The 17,842-nt window shown below is 38.8% G+C and carries 14 protein-coding genes; 5 read left to right on the top strand and 9 right to left on the bottom strand.

Translation table 11 applies throughout. The features are described 5' to 3' along the window. Positions 1-25 precede the first annotated feature (25 nt). The 3 genes from BAU15_RS01620 to BAU15_RS01610 all read right to left on the bottom strand — a co-directional run bounded on the left by BAU15_RS01620 (position 26) and on the right by BAU15_RS01610 (position 2,691). Positions 26-1,057 carry a WxLIP family cell surface protein gene (locus BAU15_RS01620; RefSeq protein ID WP_161841004.1) on the bottom strand — a complete coding sequence of 344 codons (1,032 nt, stop codon included), beginning with the start codon at positions 1,055-1,057 and terminating at the stop codon, positions 26-28. Positions 1,058-1,148: 91 nt separating this feature from the next. Next, the gene (locus BAU15_RS01615; RefSeq protein WP_161841003.1) at positions 1,149-1,871 is read right to left on the bottom strand and encodes a WxL domain-containing protein; all 723 of its coding nucleotides are present in this window, start codon (positions 1,869-1,871) and stop codon (positions 1,149-1,151) included. Between the two features lie 175 nt (positions 1,872-2,046). Continuing rightward, complete coding sequence (locus tag BAU15_RS01610; RefSeq protein ID WP_161841002.1) at positions 2,047-2,691, bottom strand: WxL domain-containing protein; 645 nt, start codon at positions 2,689-2,691, stop codon at positions 2,047-2,049. Positions 2,692-3,558: 867 nt separating this feature from the next. Between BAU15_RS01610 and BAU15_RS01605 the strand changes: the two genes are divergently transcribed. After that, on the top strand, positions 3,559-3,987 hold the full coding sequence (locus BAU15_RS01605; RefSeq protein WP_161841001.1) for a S66 peptidase family protein: 429 nt from the start codon (positions 3,559-3,561) through the stop codon (positions 3,985-3,987). Between the two features lie 183 nt (positions 3,988-4,170). On the opposite strand, the gene BAU15_RS01600 is transcribed toward BAU15_RS01605, so the two are convergent. The 3 genes from BAU15_RS01600 to BAU15_RS01590 form a co-directional block, all read right to left on the bottom strand. Further along, the gene (locus tag BAU15_RS01600) at positions 4,171-6,351 is read right to left on the bottom strand and encodes a hypothetical protein (RefSeq protein ID WP_161841000.1); all 2,181 of its coding nucleotides are present in this window, start codon (positions 6,349-6,351) and stop codon (positions 4,171-4,173) included. Between the two features lie 37 nt (positions 6,352-6,388). Further along, positions 6,389-7,441, bottom strand: coding sequence for a WxLIP family cell surface protein (locus BAU15_RS01595; protein ID WP_161840999.1), 1,053 nt, complete (start codon positions 7,439-7,441; stop codon positions 6,389-6,391). A 159-nt stretch (positions 7,442-7,600) separates the two neighbouring features. Continuing rightward, entirely contained in the window at positions 7,601-8,254 is a 654-nt protein-coding gene (locus BAU15_RS01590; protein WP_161840998.1) for a WxL domain-containing protein, read from the bottom strand. A 355-nt stretch (positions 8,255-8,609) separates the two neighbouring features. Between BAU15_RS01590 and BAU15_RS01585 the strand changes: the two genes are divergently transcribed. Beyond that, positions 8,610-10,058, top strand: a complete 1,449-nt coding sequence (locus tag BAU15_RS01585; protein WP_161840997.1) for a helix-turn-helix domain-containing protein — start codon at positions 8,610-8,612, stop codon at positions 10,056-10,058. A 765-nt stretch (positions 10,059-10,823) separates the two neighbouring features. Here BAU15_RS01585 and BAU15_RS01580 read toward each other — a convergent pair. Together BAU15_RS01580 and BAU15_RS01575 are read right to left on the bottom strand one after the other, a co-directional pair. After that, positions 10,824-11,450 carry an ATP-binding cassette domain-containing protein gene (locus BAU15_RS01580; RefSeq protein ID WP_161840996.1) on the bottom strand — a complete coding sequence of 209 codons (627 nt, stop codon included), beginning with the start codon at positions 11,448-11,450 and terminating at the stop codon, positions 10,824-10,826. Further along, a complete protein-coding gene (locus tag BAU15_RS01575) occupies positions 11,450-13,564 on the bottom strand; it encodes a DUF1430 domain-containing protein (RefSeq protein WP_161840995.1) in 2,115 nt (704 codons plus the stop codon). The genes BAU15_RS01580 and BAU15_RS01575 overlap by 1 nt, the downstream gene beginning before the upstream one ends. 238 nt (positions 13,565-13,802) lie before the next feature. Between BAU15_RS01575 and BAU15_RS01570 the strand changes: the two genes are divergently transcribed. From BAU15_RS01570 to BAU15_RS01560, 3 genes are all read left to right on the top strand, one after another. Then, on the top strand, positions 13,803-14,471 hold the full coding sequence (locus BAU15_RS01570; protein WP_161840994.1) for a helix-turn-helix domain-containing protein: 669 nt from the start codon (positions 13,803-13,805) through the stop codon (positions 14,469-14,471). 48 nt (positions 14,472-14,519) lie between these two features. Continuing rightward, entirely contained in the window at positions 14,520-15,482 is a 963-nt protein-coding gene (locus tag BAU15_RS01565) for a hypothetical protein (RefSeq protein WP_161840993.1), read from the top strand. Between the two features lie 123 nt (positions 15,483-15,605). Then, positions 15,606-16,349, top strand: a complete 744-nt coding sequence (locus tag BAU15_RS01560; protein WP_161840992.1) for a hypothetical protein — start codon at positions 15,606-15,608, stop codon at positions 16,347-16,349. A 275-nt stretch (positions 16,350-16,624) separates the two neighbouring features. Here BAU15_RS01560 and BAU15_RS01555 read toward each other — a convergent pair whose 3' ends face one another. Continuing rightward, positions 16,625-17,842 (bottom strand): phosphopentomutase, encoded by a 1,218-nt coding sequence (locus BAU15_RS01555; RefSeq protein WP_161840991.1) that lies wholly within the window; start codon positions 17,840-17,842, stop codon positions 16,625-16,627.

Here is a 17,842-nt window from a genome sequence, read left to right as displayed (position 1 = left end):
TTTTATCCTCTACGGCTTAAAACAATCATTTTTTACCCCGCCGTATTTTCATCAGTAAAACAACAATAATGATAAGTAGTAGAATAAAAATCCCTGCAGCTACATAAATCAACCACTTATTATCTTTCTTAACCTCTACAGCATCCGTATTTAATTTTCTTGCTTTATCTGATTTGATTGTGAAGTCTTTTGTAAAGGTCCAATTATATTTTTGGTCCTCTGCCGAAGCTTTAACGTGTAGCGTATAAGTCCCCGGTTTAATCGCTTCTTTGTTTAGTGAGATTGGCAAATCAAAATTAGAATTCGGTGCCATCGCCAGGCCACTTTTATCGACTTTGTATAAGGTCTTCTCCTGACCTTTCTGCGTGATTGTTGCATCGATTGCTAATTTACGCAGAATGCTCGCCGTTGGATTTTGAAAATTAGCTAACACCGCGGTATAAGAATTATCCAACCCGGCTTTTGCAGTGACTAACTTAAGGTCAGGCACCACCTCAGCTTCGGTATTTTGAAGAGAGAGTCCGACAACAAAAGCATACTGATTTTTGATTATCACCTCTTCATCGGTGGGCTCTTCCTCTTTGCTCTGCTTTTGAACATAAAATCCGCCTAAGATGATCCCCTCGAATTTTTCAACAGGCATCTTGATTTCAAACGGAACATCTAGTTCTTTTCCGGCGTCTATAGTGACTTCCTTCTTAACCGGTGAAACGATATCCGCTAACTTATACTTCAATGAATCATCCAGCTTCGTCTGCGTTTTACTATAATCGATGACCCCATTCTTATTCGTCATCGCCTGATTCAAAAGGATTGTGAAGGTACTTTTCTCAGTCCCAGAATTCTTGAGGTGCAGAAAGACAGTCTCTTTACTGCCTGGACTTATTTGAAGGTCAAAATAAGAAACCGCTGAATTTATCTGAGAATCAGGAATGTTAGCTGTCACTGTATAGGACATGTCTTCACTTTTCTCTACTGCTTGAACCGTTGTTCCCCAGCCAATCATACTAAAAAATCCGAGTAAAACAGCAATAATTACACTTTTTTTCACACGCATTAGAATCTTCCTCCAAATATAAGTCCAGGCTTATTTACTTTTAAATTTACATGTACGTTTATATCAAAACTATGTCTTGTTCATTGAACAATTATCCCGGTGCGCCTGCTAAGGTCCAAGTAAGCTCAGAGTGGTACGCTTTAGAAATCACTTGGCCACCAGGGACCGTCAAAATGATTTTGTTATTACTTGTCTTACCCTTGGCTGACCCGCCAATAAAGACATCTAACCAAGTCCCTTGGCCCGTCGAAGATGGCGCAGTTAAGATTACTGCTGATGCACTGTCCTCATCCAGTGTAATATCCGTTGCGTTTGGTGCCACGTTCGTATTACCAACTGCCGTCTTCAGCATTCCATCTTGCCAGTTCATCGAAATTCCTTTAAGTGTAACTTTATTTCTAGCGGTGAAGGGTTTAGTCATAGCAACTGTCAGCTGCCAACCTTCTGCATGAATTCGCGTATCACTGACTTGCAGGTAAGGGTCTTTGTTGGTTGAGGCAACTGTCGTTTCAGCGCCGTTAGCATGAGGGGGTCCAAAGGTGAGTGCAGGTACATAATCCAGTGATAAAGGTCCTGGATTTCCGGTCCCAGAATTAGCTGGATCTGTTAGGTACAGCGAGGCAAGTGGCTGATTAGGGTCATTGGGATTCAACGGGTGAGTGGGTGCGGTATTCGGTGTAAAAACGACTTTGGCTGTCGTATCCTTAGCTTCAGACGTAGAGGAATCATTTGCGAAAGTATCTGTCGAGTAACTTCCTAATGATAGACCGACTAACAGCAAGGCAGCTAAGACAAATAAATTTTTACTTTTCATACCACCATTCTCCCATCCCTATATGTTCCCTTTTCATTTTCAATTCAAAGCTTCGACTAAACAGATAGTCGAAGCTACATTTAACTGATTGCGAATAGTTCTGCGTTATTTTTACTTTATTGCTACTTAATTAATTCATATAGAACGATCTTTAACAAAAGAGTTACTTTCTCTACTAGCCTTCTCCGCCAGGCGCATCTTGTAATGTCCAAGTAAGTGTTGCTGTGTAGGCACCAGGTGTTGCTCCTGCAGGTATATACAAGGTAGTTGGCGCGTCATACATTTTATCCATCCATGAGCCAGTGCCGGCATTTGCTTCTGCACTAAATAACGTAGTATCGGCAGCATTTAGAGTAACTTCTTGAGGCGTCGGTGCTTTTGAAATATTCGTACCGTCAACGGCTTCAGCAGTCCCCTTTGGCAACGTTACTACTGCACCAGCAAGAATTTTTCCAGGATTCGCTTCATCGGTTGATTTAAACTCAGTAATTTTTGTTAATAATTGCCAGCCACTATTTTTTTCGCGCAAATCGGTTACTTGAACGTAAGGGCGTGTTTGCGTCGCATTTAGTGTCATTTCTGCGCCAGTAATTGATTGTTCCCCGAAATCATAAGAAACCGTATGATCTAGCGTGAATTCCCCTTTTTGTCCTGTATCTCCGCCATCACCATCGCCGGCACCTGGGTGATCCGTATCTGGATCGACAATTAGATGAACCGTACCTGTCGTTGTATCTGTTACTTCTGCCTGTGCAATAGCAGCTGACATTAATCCTACAGTAGCTAACAAAGCGACACTTAATAATTTAACTTTTTTCATAATTTTTACACTCTCCATTTATCTTTGTTGTAGAATATCTACAAACGCTCATATGACATTTCCTGAATATTTTTCCGTTTGATTCCCTTATAAATCAGCAATCAAGCAAAGCACTATAATCTAGACGAATCGATTGGCTCTCTCCTCCTACCTGCTCTATAGACAAATCAGATGATTCCCCCATAGTCTGATCCATTGACCATCGATGGCATTAGCTAATCATACACATCCTCCCGCTTTACTAGGTACACCGTCAAGAGGATACGCTCGCTTTTTTTATCATTAAAAGTCTTCAATATCACATAAACGCACAAAAAGGGTACCGCCATTCTTTTTTGAGGACGATCATTGTTATATTTTGTGAATATTTTATGTTTGGAGACTAGTAAAGATAAGCCGCTCTGGCAAAAGTAAAAATAGACTGTGATGGATACTTTAAAAAGAATTCTTATCTAGGTCTAAAATTTATTCATCTGATATTTATAGGTAAGCAAAAAAAAATACCCAACATTTAGGCGTAATATAAAGAATACTCATTCTAAAGTACACATCATGATGTACGAAATTGTTTATCATGTCAACTTGAATACTCTATTTATTGTAATGTGACAAAAAGATTGATAAACTCTTACGGAAAATGACAAAAAACCTCCGATAAATAGAAATAAATCAAGGTTTTTCGAAATGCTTTTTTTTAACACTCTTTTATTGAACATTTACAACTGAGCTTTGTGATGATTAAAAAAAATTTTTCTACTATCTACACGGATTACTCCAAGTGATGTTTGGTATGAAGAACGAACTGATTTCTCTGCTGAGGCAATCGGTCTTAAACGAATTTGTCATAGCGATAAAAAGGGATTCCAATTGTTACAGGGACAGCCAATCTTCGAAGGTAAACTACTAGGTGGTTGCATTGATAGCCTTCATGATATGCTCACATCCTCTACATATCCTGATGAACCGATGATTATTGAGAAATATAAGATTTTCCCTACTATAGAAGAATGGCGCGGAACGGTTCTCTTTCTTGAGACTTCTGAAATGAAAGTCACACCAGAAGTTTTTAGAGATATGTTGCTAGAATTAAAGAACCGGGGCATCTTCAACGTTATCAATGGGATTCTCTTCGGTGAGCCCCAAGACGAAACTTTTTATGAAGAATATAATCAAATCTTAGTTGAGACAGTTGACGATGAGCAGCTGCCGATCGTTTGTAATATTAATTTTGGACACGCAGTGCCTCGCTGTGTGTTACCTATCGGAGTCAATGTCAAAGTTGATACGATTAATTAAGAAATTGCCTTCTTAGAGAACCCTTTTGCTGATTAGGATTTTCTGTTTATAGACAATGGAAATTACTAAACAAAAAAAACTTGAAACGCTGAATGATACTTAACAGCGTCTCAAGTTTTTTACGTTTATTTACTAAAATCCGTTCCCTCACGATTTTATCCACTTCCACATCATCGCCAACCCTCAGGGTGCTTGAACAATCGTCCATTCAATCGTGGTTGTATACTCCCCGACAGGTTCACTGGGTCCGACAGGTAATTGAAAGCCGACGGTGTCTGACCAATCCAAATTATATTTGGTTCCATCTATCTTTCCTCGCTTCATGTCGATGGCTACTGGCTGCCCGACAACTAATGGTGTCACTTGCCCCATAGAATTTTTGTACTCAATTGTTGAAGACAGTCTGTGGTGCGTGTTGCTATTTTCTAGTGGCGTTTCTTGGGTCGCTTCTAATCGCCAAAGAGGAGGTCCGCTGGTTTCGTTGGTTGTATCGCTGACAGTCACTAACCAATCGTCATTATGGTGACTTACTACCTCGTCATTTGCCAGCTTGACTGCCTGAAAAGTAGAATGTTCCGCTACCTGATCAAACTGAATAGTTCCCACTACTTGCTTAAAATGCAGCGAGATCACTTGAGAGGTCGCGCCTTCCTTGTCGATTGCTACTAAATTCAATTGATTACTGCCGGTTGTGTTTAGTTTCTCGACGGGGACTGTCACGTCTAGAGTAAAAGGTGTGTATTGGCCTTTATTATTATTCAGATAGCTTTCACTTGTAAAGCTGGTCTTATCTACATATTCGCCTCTCAATGCGATGGAGCTGCTATCCTTATCCGACCAGACCCCATTTATCGTAAAGGCATACTCTCCCGTTTCTTTACGAATTAAATCGATATCGGTGGTATCAACTTTTAATGAAGGTGCATCGTTTGGCTTTTCACTGAGGGTAACGGTGACTTCTACTACCGTTGACGTACCCTCTTCACTATCCGTCAGCCAAAAAGTTAACTGGTTGTCCCCTAATTTTAATTCACCTGCAGCTGTTGTAAAGTTAATCGAAAAGTTAGTCTCAGCACCTGGCTTCGTGTTCGTAAACGTATTGTCAGTCAAAGCAATTGCTGTGTTGTCGGCATAATTTCCTGAGAGGGTCACTAGCTGACTATCCGCATCTTGCCAGCTACCTTTTAGAGTCAGGTCGTAGGTTCCCGTATCGTTCATTTCTAAATTCAGCTGTGTCAGATTTAAAGTCAGCCTAGGCGAACTATTCGTTTTCACTTGCTCATGAACGAGTAGACTATCCTCTTGCGTCACCCCATCAATTGTCAGATAGAAGGCGACTATGTGCTCGCTCTCTTCAGTCACTGATTGATCTGATGTCGACAAATCAAAGGTTGTCAGAAATGTTTTATCTGTCTGATTTAAATCTGTAGTTGGAACATTCTGCCGCTCCCCACCATCGACTTGATAGGCCAAGGTCGCCTCTTTATTCCCCAGATAATTAGCCCAGTTACCACTCTCCGCATGAATCAAGGTTTGATTATCTTGCGGATCGACGGTCATCGCCAATTCGTCATCCGCTAACTGTAACTGCCAATCAGTGATCTTATTTCCCGGCAGATTAATCTGCAAATCACCGGTAAAACTCCCCGTTCCAGCACTGTCATAAAAACCACTCGACAGCGTGAATGAATCCTTGCCAATGGCCGCTTCCGTGATCTCGCTCTCGTAGCTGACGGTAATCTGATCGCCTGCCATAACGAGATTGTCAAAGATCGATTGCCCGACACTTCCACCCACTTCAGGTGTCTGTGTCGCTAACCCAGTGATCGTCATAAAATCCAGCCCGCTATTTGCTGCGTAAAACATTAAGATTGTTTGTAAATCATCGCCAGATAATGGTGTTAACGCCCGTTGTTCCCCATATTCGCTCTTAAAATTAATGACGCCAGGCTGAGTAATCGTAAATCCTTGCTCCTCTTTCGGATAAGGCACGATCATCATACTGCTCTTATGCTGGGATAATTCCCCAGTGACCAACTTTTTCAGTGTTACATCGACATGCACCTTATCCCCGACAGAGGTCGAAATACGACTTCCAGTTTTTGTCACCGACAGCGTCAACTCCGCACTATCTTCAAATATCAAACTCGTTTTCGAATCGCTAAATCCTTCATCAGTTGGTACCTCAGAACTGGGCATCGTCGCGTCGACATTCCTTTGACATAGCAGAGGTACATTTACTTTTTCAGCCGACGAATTCGCTGACGGATTCGTCTGCCAACCAGCTGCTGAGACCCACACGGTTGGACTAAGCTGACTCGTCACCAAGCACAGAATAGCTAGTCCTTTCGCTAAGCGTTTCATCGAATCACCCCCTCAAAATACAAATTATTTTTACCCACTATGACTTAGAATCAGTATTTTTACTCCGCCGCAACTTCATCACTAGCAGAACAATAATAATGAGTAGTAGAATAAAAATTCCCACAATCACATAAATCAGCCACGTATGATTTTTCTTAACCTCGACAGCTTTTTCATTCAATTTTCTTGCTTTGTCTGCTTTGATGGTGAAGTCTTTTGTAAAGGTCCACTTATATTTTTGATCCTCTGCTGAGGCGTTAACGTGTAGTGTATAGGTTCCCGGCTTAATCGTTTCTTTATTCAGCGAGATAGGCAAATCAAAATTAGAATTCGGTGCCATCGCCATTCCACTTTTATCGACTTTGTATAAAACTTCCTGCTGACCTTTCTTCGTAATCGCCGCTTGAATTGCTAATTTCCGCAAAATTTTAGTCATTGGGTTTTGAAAATTGGCTAACACTGCGGTATAAGAATTATTTAAGCCCGCTTTAGCTGTGACTAATCTCAAATCTGGTTCCCTGTTATCTTCAGCATTTTGAAGAGAAAGTCCAACAACAAAGGCATAGCGATTATTAATCATCACTGCCTCATCGGTCTTCTCCTTTACTTGCTCCTTGTTCTGCTTCTGCACATAAAATCCACCTAAAATGATTCCTTCAAATTTTTCAGCAGGCATCGTGATTTCAAAGGGTACATCCATTTCTTTTCCGGCATCTATAGTGATTTCCTTCTTGGCTGGCGAAACGATATCAGCTAACTGATATTTCAATGAACCATCCAATTTCTCAGGTGTTCCGCTGTAATCAATGACGCCATTCTTATTCGTCGTCGCCTGATTTACACGAATCGTATAGGTACTTTTCTCAGTTCCAGAATTTTTGATATGAAGAGCGACGGTTTCTTTGCTTCCCGGACTTAATTGAAGATCAAAATAGGAAACAGAAGAATTCACCTGAGAATCTGGAAGTTTAGCTGTCACTGTATACGCCATATCGTCGCTTTTCTCTGCTGCTTGAACCGTCGCTCCCCAGCCAATCACACAAAAAATCCCCAGCAACATAGGAATAATTACCCATTTTTTCACACGCATTAGGGTCCACCTCCAAATATAAATCCAGTCTAAGTTTTGATTTTGATGTCAGCGTAATTAACCAGACAGGCTCGTTACCACCGTTTTCCATTTACTTTCTAATTCATAATTCATCGCTATCGAATTAGTACTTTTCTGACAATAACCCTACTTTCCCTATTAAAAAGTTCCGCTAGGCGCATCCTGTAATGTCCAAGTGATCTCCGCTTTGTATGCACCAGGTGTTGCTCCTGCAGGTATATGGAGAGTCGTTGCTTCACCAAACATTGTATCCATCCATGAACCCGTCCCCGCATTCGCCTCCGCACTGAACAACGTTTGATCTTTACCATTTAGAATCACATCATTAGCTGTCGGTTGCTTAGAAGTATTCGTCATATCAACAGCTTCGACAGCTCCTTTTGGTAGCTTAAGTTCTGCACCAGAAAGAATTTTAGGGTTGTCTTCATCAGTTGATTTAAACTCAGTAATGCTTGTTAATAATTGCCAGCCACTATTTTTTTCCCGCAAATCAGTTACTTGAACGTAGGGCAGCTTTTGCGTTGCGTTCAGTGTCATCTCTCCACCAGTAATTGTTTGTTCCCCGAAATCATAAGAAACCACGTGATCCAAAGTGAATTCACCCTTTTGACCTGTATCTTCGCCGTCACCATTGCCACCACCAGGATGGTCAATATCTGGATCGACAGTCAACTGAACTGTTCCAGTGGTTGTTTTCGATGCGGGCACTGTTTCTTCGGCCTGTGCGATAACGGTTGGCAATAATCCTGCTGCAGCTAACAACGTGACACTAAATAATACGATTTTTTTCATAATTTACACGCTCCATTTATCTTTATTGTAGACTGTCTACTCACTCTCAGTTGAGATTTGTTGAGTCACTTCTCGTGTGATTCCCAGAATAATTCGAACATTTTTTCAATTCGGGGCGTACACATGAATAAGATACACGGGAAAAATGTCTTTGCAAACGCTAAATATTACCGAACAGAAAAGCAATTTTGGATAATTAAAAAACTTTAGTGATTTATTATATTTCTATCAATTTCCTATTTTTAAAATTAAGGCTGTTATACTAATCTTAAAAATAGCCAATAGAGTCTATTGCGCCCGTCTTCTATAAATAGCAAAAAACAGGAGCTTAGGAAATAAAGGAGGATCTATCATTATGTTTGGCTTAGAAAAAGAAACCATAATGAAGAAAAACATTGTCGATATCCTAGACCAAGAAGCCAATTTTCTAACGGCTAGTCAACTCAAAGAACGATTAGGCCAAGGAAGTGTCAGTAAAATATTAAAAAGCTGCAAAGAAATCCAATCAATTTTTAATCAAATTTATGCCCATGACACACAAAAAATCCACTTGATTATCAATCAACATAACGGGATTCGTCTCAGTCGAGAAACCAATGATTTTCATCGTTTCTATGCCTATCTGTACACCAAAGATATCAGTTACCAAATTGTTCGCGCCTTGATTTTAGAAGGCACGGTGCCCGTTGCAAAGCTCTACGTCGAACTCGGCGTAAGTGACTCCAATTTGCGAAAAAAAATCCGTCCGATTAACCATTTTTTAGAAGGTCTTGGCCTCCATATTTCTGGAACAAAAGCCCTATTTATCAAAGGGGATCACAAAAAAATCAGAGTCTTTCTCTTCCTCTTTCTACTAGGCATTCATCAACAAATTTCCTATATCGACTGGATTAAATCAGTCAACCGTTATCAACAACTAGCGACTCAAATTTTTGATCTGATTGAGCAGCCACAGCAGAGTATTCAAACCAATCAGCTAGCCATTTGGATTTACATTTTTGAATTAAGTGTCCATAGACATCGGAAAATAGCCTTCACTCCCCAAGAAGAGCAGGTGATTCGTCTCCATAAAATCCCTGGGAAACCTCTATTTTTACCTGATTGGTCTGAAGAAGACTGGCAATTTTTTATGCTATTCATCTATCATTCTGGGATTTTCCAAGTGCCGATTCCTTTGCTCCCTAACCCTCAGGCTGTGTATCAAAATTTTTCGTTCATCAAAGATTGGCTTACTCTGTTTGAGACAACCTACATGCCACTCTCAGAAGATAAACGCCAATTTGCTCAAAGTAAATTATTCCAACAATTGGTCATCGCACGCTTTCTTAACTTTGCAACCGCCGCCGAATCAATAGCCTTTAATGCCTATTCCTATTACTACTTCGGGACACTTCACGAGACCTCCGAAGTTCATTTGAAAGAATTCGAACTTTTTTGGACACGCTTTGCAATGACCACCAGTAAAGAAACTTTGCCCCAAAAAGGCTTCAACTTTTTGCTCTTTCAAGCACTGTTACCACTAGACTACTTTTTTAAAGAAATCAAACTCTATCTTTTGTCAGATTTAAATGACCTATTTACTCTATCTATCAAACAATATATTCTCTTTATCTTTAGTAACAAATTCAAGCTTCGCTTTGTCTATGACCTTGAACAATCCGATCTAGTAATCAGCACGATTCCGATTCGTAATGTGGACACACCTATGAAGCAACCCATTATTTTTGTTCGCTCGCGTCTTTTTGCAGTCGATATGCGCCAGATTGAAAGGGCTTTACGTAAGCTTGATGAAGCACTTAGATAATTCTTTTTCGTTCTAATTAGCACATACCAAGTAGTCCGTAGGTATCGGCTTTTTTTTCGTTTGATGAAAGATTAGTTAACGTTAGATTATTTTCAATCATTGTTATTTTCTCTTTCCATAGTCTTACTTTTCCAAGCATTTCTCAACTCAAGTAGTAACTGAATCTTAAATCGAAAAAACGAGAAAATATTAAGTATACTTAATATTTTACCTATTTATCTTTTGAAGAATTTTGACACTTAATAGCAGGACTATTCCAAAAATTTGGTATACTTAAATTTTTGAAGTCTAATTTTAGACTTTCAATTTATTATTTCTCAAAAAACACAAAAAGCATGTTTTTCCCTATAAATTATAAGAAAATTTCGAGAACGATATTTTTAACTTTTTTCCAGTAGATAACCTGGATTTCTGAATGTAAATCTACCTTCATATGTGTTATGTATTCCAACAAATTGATGTCACATTTGCTAAGATTTTAACTATGGAGGATAATCAGGCTTTGGCAAAATTGTTTAAAGAATCCATAGAATTCGAGAACGAACGAATGACACAATTTCAATAAATCACAGATAAATGCATACACTGAATCTATTTTTTAATGATGAAACACGCAGAAGACGACTCGCTATAAAATCGTCTTCTACGTGTTTCATTTTATTTTCTTGTTACCATTAAACTTACCCACACTTACATCAACTCTCGTGAATTCCTATTGAACTGTCTTTCCCCATGTCTGTTGTTGACTGTAGAACATAGCCCACTTTATCCAATCGTTATGATCCGATTGGTTTGTTCAGCTAACGCCAGGTCATGGGTAACCATCACAATCGTCGTCCCATTCTCATTCATTTTCTTCAATATGCTTAGGACTAAATCGCGATTTTTTTCGTCCAAATTTCCTGTCGGTTCGTCTGCAAATAAGTATTTTGGTTTTTTCAGGTAGGCTCTGGCTAACGCGACTCTTTGTTGTTCACCGCCACTGAGTTCATAAATCTTTTTATTCAAACTCAACTCGAGGCCAACTGCAGCCAAAGCTTCCGTCATTAATTGGCGGTTCCTTTTTTTCGTATTTTTCAAAAATTTAGTGGCTATTTCTAAATTCTGCGCGATTGTTTCGTTCTCTATTAAGGCATAATTTTGAAACAGATAGGCACAGTCAACTCTTTGGAATTGCCTTATTTGCTTGGGCGACGTGATCCGTCTGCCATCAATCAGCAAAGTCCCCATATACTCTTTATCCAGTAGACTGATAATATTCATCAAGGTGGTTTTCCCTTTGCCACTTTCCCCCGTTATTGCGACGAATTCCCCCTCTTCTATTTTTAAAGATGCCTCACGTATCACGCTATTTTTCCCGTATTTTTTAGAAATAGCAATCGCTTCAATCATCAATGCTCCCCCTTTAGAATTTGATTGGAATTTTTTCTGTCCTGCAAATGACTACTTACAAATATGAACAGCGTATCAATCACGACTATCACAAGTCCTGTATAAAATAACGTCGAGTCTTCACAAAAGTAGGCAGTGGTTCCTATGATTACGAGATCAAGCGCAACAAATTTGCCTAAAAACGAATAGATTCTTTGGACTAAAGAATAGCTATGCACTTTTTGAATCATTAGTTTGTAGCTTTTCTCTTCAAAGTAGCTTGAGACAAGCAAATAACTCGTCAGAAAGAAGACACTGCCGACAATTAGCAAGGCAATACTTTGATAGGCCTGCTGTTTTTGTATGCTCTGTATCAGCTCACTTTTTTCTTGGTAGATTGATATCACGCTTTGGATTTCAGAAGCAACCTTATTCTTTTGAATCGTTGGCACAATATGCGCATACGAATCAGGTCCGTCATACTCAAAAAAGACGCATCGCGATACTACAGAAGCCGCATAACTACTATCAATATTCTGAGTATAGACACTGATCACCGGATTAATTATCAGGCCGCCCTCCGCGACATTGACATCCGTGTAAGCGAAGAAAGTTTGCGCATCATCGATATAGATGATGTTTATTTTCAGCTCATCGATACTACTATTTGAGGGATTTTCATCGTACAACGCTTGGACTTCGACTTTCTTAAAATAGAATTCTTCAAGGTAGCTTTGATAGAGTAGTTTTTCATATTTTTTGAGGGTTTTTGGCACTAAAATATTTTGGACATTGTCTTTATAAATTAGTTTCCTGAACACAGCTTCTTCATCGCCATCGATTGTGACCCCATTTTTTCGAAGATAGTTTTCATTTACAATGATCGACTTCCCGGCTGCTTCATATAAGCTTCGCTCGCCAGGCGCATTGTATTCGTAGACAGGTGTCACGCCATCCGCTAAATCAAAATTTTGCGCATCAATTAATAACGCACCCTGCTGATCTAAATCACTATAAAAATCCGCTAATTTCTGTTGAGAATCCCTCGATTCCCCCACATATTTCATCTCTATGCCATAAACATTTTTGGCAGCGACCCAATGATCCATTAATTGGTACTGCTCATTTAAGATACTTACATTTTCTTTGATTTCTTTCACGGAAACTAAACAGAATGCTAGAAAAATCATTTTTAATCCGACATTTAATAACTGAATCGTTTTATACGGTTTCCTGCCTTTAATCATCGACCCAATCGTGCCGAATCGATAGATTAAGAAGCTGACCAGCAAAAACATCGCGCTTGTCAGAAGGAAGTTGAGTAGAAATAACAAGAAGTAGACCGTCACGACAGTCGGCAAATCTTGCCTTCCGCCATAGGATAAACAGTAAACGACTTGTCCCAGCACGCCCAATATGACTACGATAACCCCACCATTTTTAAACGAACGGGCCATATTCGCTATAATTTGAGTAAAGGAATAGCCATTGACTTTTAAAATAGCGATCTTCTTACTTTTACTAATCACAAAATAACTCGCTAGCGATAGCAAAATTAAGGTGGTTAATCCGGCACAAGTAATGATTTCCGAATAGTCATCCAGGATACTCAGCAGACTCATCTCGGCGTCCCCATACTGTTCAGCATAGATATTCTGGGCATTCATTTCTTTAACTAGGCTGTCGAAATTGGCCGAATCACTAAAATAATATAAGCCATCTGTCCCAACATTGATCAAATCTTGCAACGGTCGAATGGTTATTTTCAGACCCGGTTGATACACATAAAATTGATTCAAATTCCCCTTAGCGGAATAGTTAGCTACGAACTCCTTCGAATGTAACTCTTTCATGTGATGATTGGCTGGTATCTTCCCATCCAGAGTTGTGTCGTTCGTGTAGATAGTCAGCTCATTTTCATTCGTAAAAATATACTTTGAAATAGTTGTCTGGCTATTCTCAAATGTCAGACTGCCAAAAAAATCATCATTATCTAATGACTCATTTCTTAAAACCACCGCATGCTTTTCTTGAAAAAATAAATTGTTGTAGACAAAATGACTGGTCAATTTTAGCCCAATGAAGGTCCAGATTAACACTTGAATGGAGAAAATAATTAAAAGTAATTTTTTCATCAGCTCACCCCTTATAATTTTGTGGACACTCTTACTATAAAGGATAATCGCAGCGATAACCGCGTGGTATCAAGGATTAAGAGTCTATCTACAGATTATAGAGAGGAATAAAAGGGATTTAATTTGAAAGGAAATGAAAGTCGTGTTTGGTCAAAAAGTGAAAAACTATCTACAGATTGTAGAGAATAAACTGTATACTAATAAGGGCGAAGAATTGCTCTAGGAGGAAATAAAAGTAATGGACATTGGTCAGAAAATAAAAAGCTATCGCGTAGCGCAGCAATTAACTCAAAAAAAATTAGGCGAACAATTAAACGTCTCCGACAAAACAGTTTCTAGTTGGGAAAACAATCGAACCTATCCTGACATCTCCATGATGATGGAGTTAGCGAAACTGTTCGACATCTCAGTATCCGAATTCTTAGAATCGGACACAGAAGTTGTCGAAAAAATTGATAAAGATTTAAAACTCAAAACTATTTATCAAGCAATTTTAATTATCGTAGGTACGCTCCTATTAGCAGGCGCTATTTTTTTCAAAACCTATCAATATAAAAATGAGGCCATCGATAGCATCAATCCATTCCTCGAGATGAAGGTCGGCTACGCGACATTACCCGCTGAAGTTACCTACAACGGCGGGCATGCGTTTAGTGAGGAAAAAGACGCGCAAGGCATCCCTCAGTACCCCGACCCCTATAAAAATATTCCTGTGATCGATGATGTTTTGGAAGACGTTCATACGCTAACTTTCGAAGGCGGGCAAGCACCCGAAGGCCAAAATTATGCCATGGTGCAGCACAAAGGCTCCTTTGTTCGCAGAATTTATTTTGTTGATCGGGACGCCATTCCGCTCCCTATTAGAAACGCACTGCCGGAGGAATATGAAGAAATATTACCAAATTAGCTGAACAAATCGTCTCAATCTAATTTGAAAAAAAGAGGAGTTAATACCGTGAAGAAAAAAGTTTTTGTATGCGTAGGGTTATTTATAAGTTTAGGGATATCCGGGTGTTCCGGCACGCCGAAAACAGATAGTACATACAGCCAAGATGAAACTCAGGCGACCGAAACATCGCGCACCGAGCAATCGACAACAACTACGAAAAGTACAGCTACATCGACAGAGGAAACATCATCGGCTACAGTAACCACATCAACTAGTGCCGCTGAGACAGTTGATTTGTCAGGGATTTTTTATACAGCAGCCGGCGATACGGCAACGGTAAAATTAGTCAGTGAAAACAACTGGTCAATCGCCTATTCAACTTTGGATGGCGATGTGACGGCTACTTTCGAAACCAAGTGGGTCACTTCAGGACAAGCACAACAATCAAAAACGCCAATGAAAAAATCAGATGCATATTCTGGCTTCGATATAATCGTAGAATATGTCAGCCCAACAGATACAAAAATCACCATGGACGATGGCAATGCCGCACACAAAATGGTCTTCACGCGACAAAAACCAGCCGAAGATAAGAAATACGACGCTGTATTACAAGGGGATTTATCCCTGTTCGATGGCAAATTTTCAACGGATGCGTTCAATCAATCAATTGCCGATTCCGGGTTCACTTTAGGTGGCTACAGTCCTGAAGATTATTTTAATGATCGGACTACTGTCTTCCCTGGTATAACTGACAACATGTATTGGAATGGACTGAGTTCGCACGGAATCTACGAAGTATCTAAGGATGATCTACCAAAAAAAGTGAATGGTTATTATGAAGTCCACGTCCATGGAGTTAACGGTGGCGCTAATAATGGTGAATTAACCTTCTTCTTGGTCCCACCAAAAATAACAGGACCCGACGGCACACTAAGTGATGATAAACGCGTCTTTCAAGTTCTAGGTGACGGAACTCCACAGTTACTAGAATATCAGAAAGATCAATGGTGGAAAGACTATCAGTGATGGTTGGGAAATCTGAGCTTAATTGAATTTTAGATATATGGACATGTAGGAAAAGGTCAACTGTAAATAAAGTAGTTTATTGTGTATAATTTTGCTTGAGGTGATTTTTTGAGGAAAAAGTATTTGAAAATACTATTTATTTTATTTATTAGTTTAATGCTGGTCGCTTTATTTATTGGAATTATCATGAAGATACCTAGGCTGCCTTTTATAGGTGGTAGCGAAGATGGCTGGTTTGGATTTTGGGGTGGTATCTTAGGCTCCTTGATGGGGGTTATCGGGGCATACTTTGTTATGAAAGAGCAATTAAATGTCGAAAAAAAAGAACAAGAAAAGAAACTTCGACCAATTATCACTCTCGGAAAGGGCCATTACACCACGTTAACAGAGGAATTATTAGAAACAGAATTATTAAAAATCCCTATAATAAATGGTGGACAAACTCCTATATTCAATATTACTTTAAAATATGATTTTATAAATGAAGAATTACTTACTCAGGACACAAATGAGAAAATTGAACTTAATGGAGATTGGTTTACGATAGGTAGTAATATGATATTTGCAAAATCTCATGAAATGGCTTATCTACCGGTACTGATGCCCGGAGAACATAGTGTCATTGCATGTTCATCTATTGTTAGTGAAATATTTTTTTATTGTATGAAAGATATTAAAAAATCAGAATATAGGAATATAAAAGATCTCAAATTCAAAATATTGCTTGATTATCAAGACTATAATAATGAGAATAAGAAAAAAGAATTTACAATGTCTATAATCCCTTCAAGTATTATATTTGGACATAATCAAAAACCTGATGAAATACGTTGCTACTTGAAAATGATGCCATCAACTACTCAATAACGCTATTTCTTATTAAACATACTTTAGTAAGTTTCTAATTGTAAAATTGTTTTATACGTAAAGTCTTCAAAATGTTTGAATAATAGTATTTATTAGGTTTAGAAGTTAGTAGCATTCAAGCTAATTTTTTATATCTATAAATAAGGCATCCTCAAATACTTGAAGATGCCTTATTTCAATTCTTTAATAATTGAAAATCATAATAAAAATCGTAATAGATAGAGACTTACAAGCATCCTCATCTATTACGATTATCCAGTAAATAAAATTGGTAATTAGATGCTTAACTTCAATTTACCAAGAAAAGATTGCCCATTTTGCGGCATTTCTACTTGAAAGAATTCCGCAGCAGTTGCAGCTACGTCCGCCATTGTCTCTCTTTCGCCAATGACTTTCCCTTCAATACCTTTACTATAAACCAATAATGGTACAAATTCTCGTGTATGCTGGCTATGTCCAATAGTTGGATCATTTCCATGATCTGCCATTACGATTAAGATGTCCCCTTCGTTTAAATAAGGAAGTAATTCTGCCAATTTTTTATCACTGACTTCCAATCGATTTGCATAACGAGCTGTATCCTCTGCATGCCCCGCTAAATCAGTCTCCTGAATATTAATAAAGAATAAACCACTTTCGTTTTCCTTAACTTCGGAAATTAACTGGTCATAAAGCGTTTCTGTATCTACCCCAGGAAATAGATGTATGCTTGATGTCTGGATAATATCGGCTGCCTTGCCAAACAACTCTACCGGGATCCCTGCCTTATCCAAAATAGTTGGAATTTGAACATTAGGATCGATCCCATAACCTAAATGAATTACATGATAATCATCATCATAAACACCCGATTCTGGTGCATCTACGCCAGCGAATTTGCCAATGACTTTTCTAGCACGAAGTAAATTTTCTAAATGAATGCCATGACCGCCAAAAGTAATTACTCTAGAAACCTTCACTACTTCACGAACAGATTTACCCAGTGCTGTAACTTCTTCAAAAGAAATATCATCAAGTGCAGAAGAAACATTAAATACTTGGCCTAGATCAGTCTCTAAGTTATCACCGACAGTAGCGACCTCGTTCACTACTAAAATCTTTGGTTCATTTTCTTCTCCAACATAACGCACTTGGTATCCTTTTTCCTGTAAATGTTGCGCCACTTCATCTATCACTTCATTAAACGCTTGATTCAAAGGTTCTTTAGGCGTTGTTCCCGAAATTTCCTGATGACCTAAAAAAGAATCTGCTCCCTGATGCGTTAGATTAGCTTTACCATAATTTGCTTGTTCTGAATAGTTCAAGGTATCTGTTTCAAATCCTAAAAGATTCATTAATCCAAGTTTTTCTAAAGTGGGAATTGTTATTGAAGGAATCCCTTCAATAATATGTTTAGCTGTATTTGCCCCTATGTCTGCAGGTCTAACAACTGGAACATCACGCATCTCACCTACACCAAAACTATCTAGAACATTAATAATAAATCTACTCAT

It is taken from the genome of Candidatus Enterococcus huntleyi (genome assembly GCF_009933175.1).
In the GTDB taxonomy this organism is placed as follows: domain Bacteria; phylum Bacillota; class Bacilli; order Lactobacillales; family Enterococcaceae; genus Enterococcus_K; species Enterococcus_K huntleyi.
The sequence above is the reverse complement of the archived record's forward strand: the minus strand, read 5'-3'. Positions and strand labels throughout refer to the sequence as shown.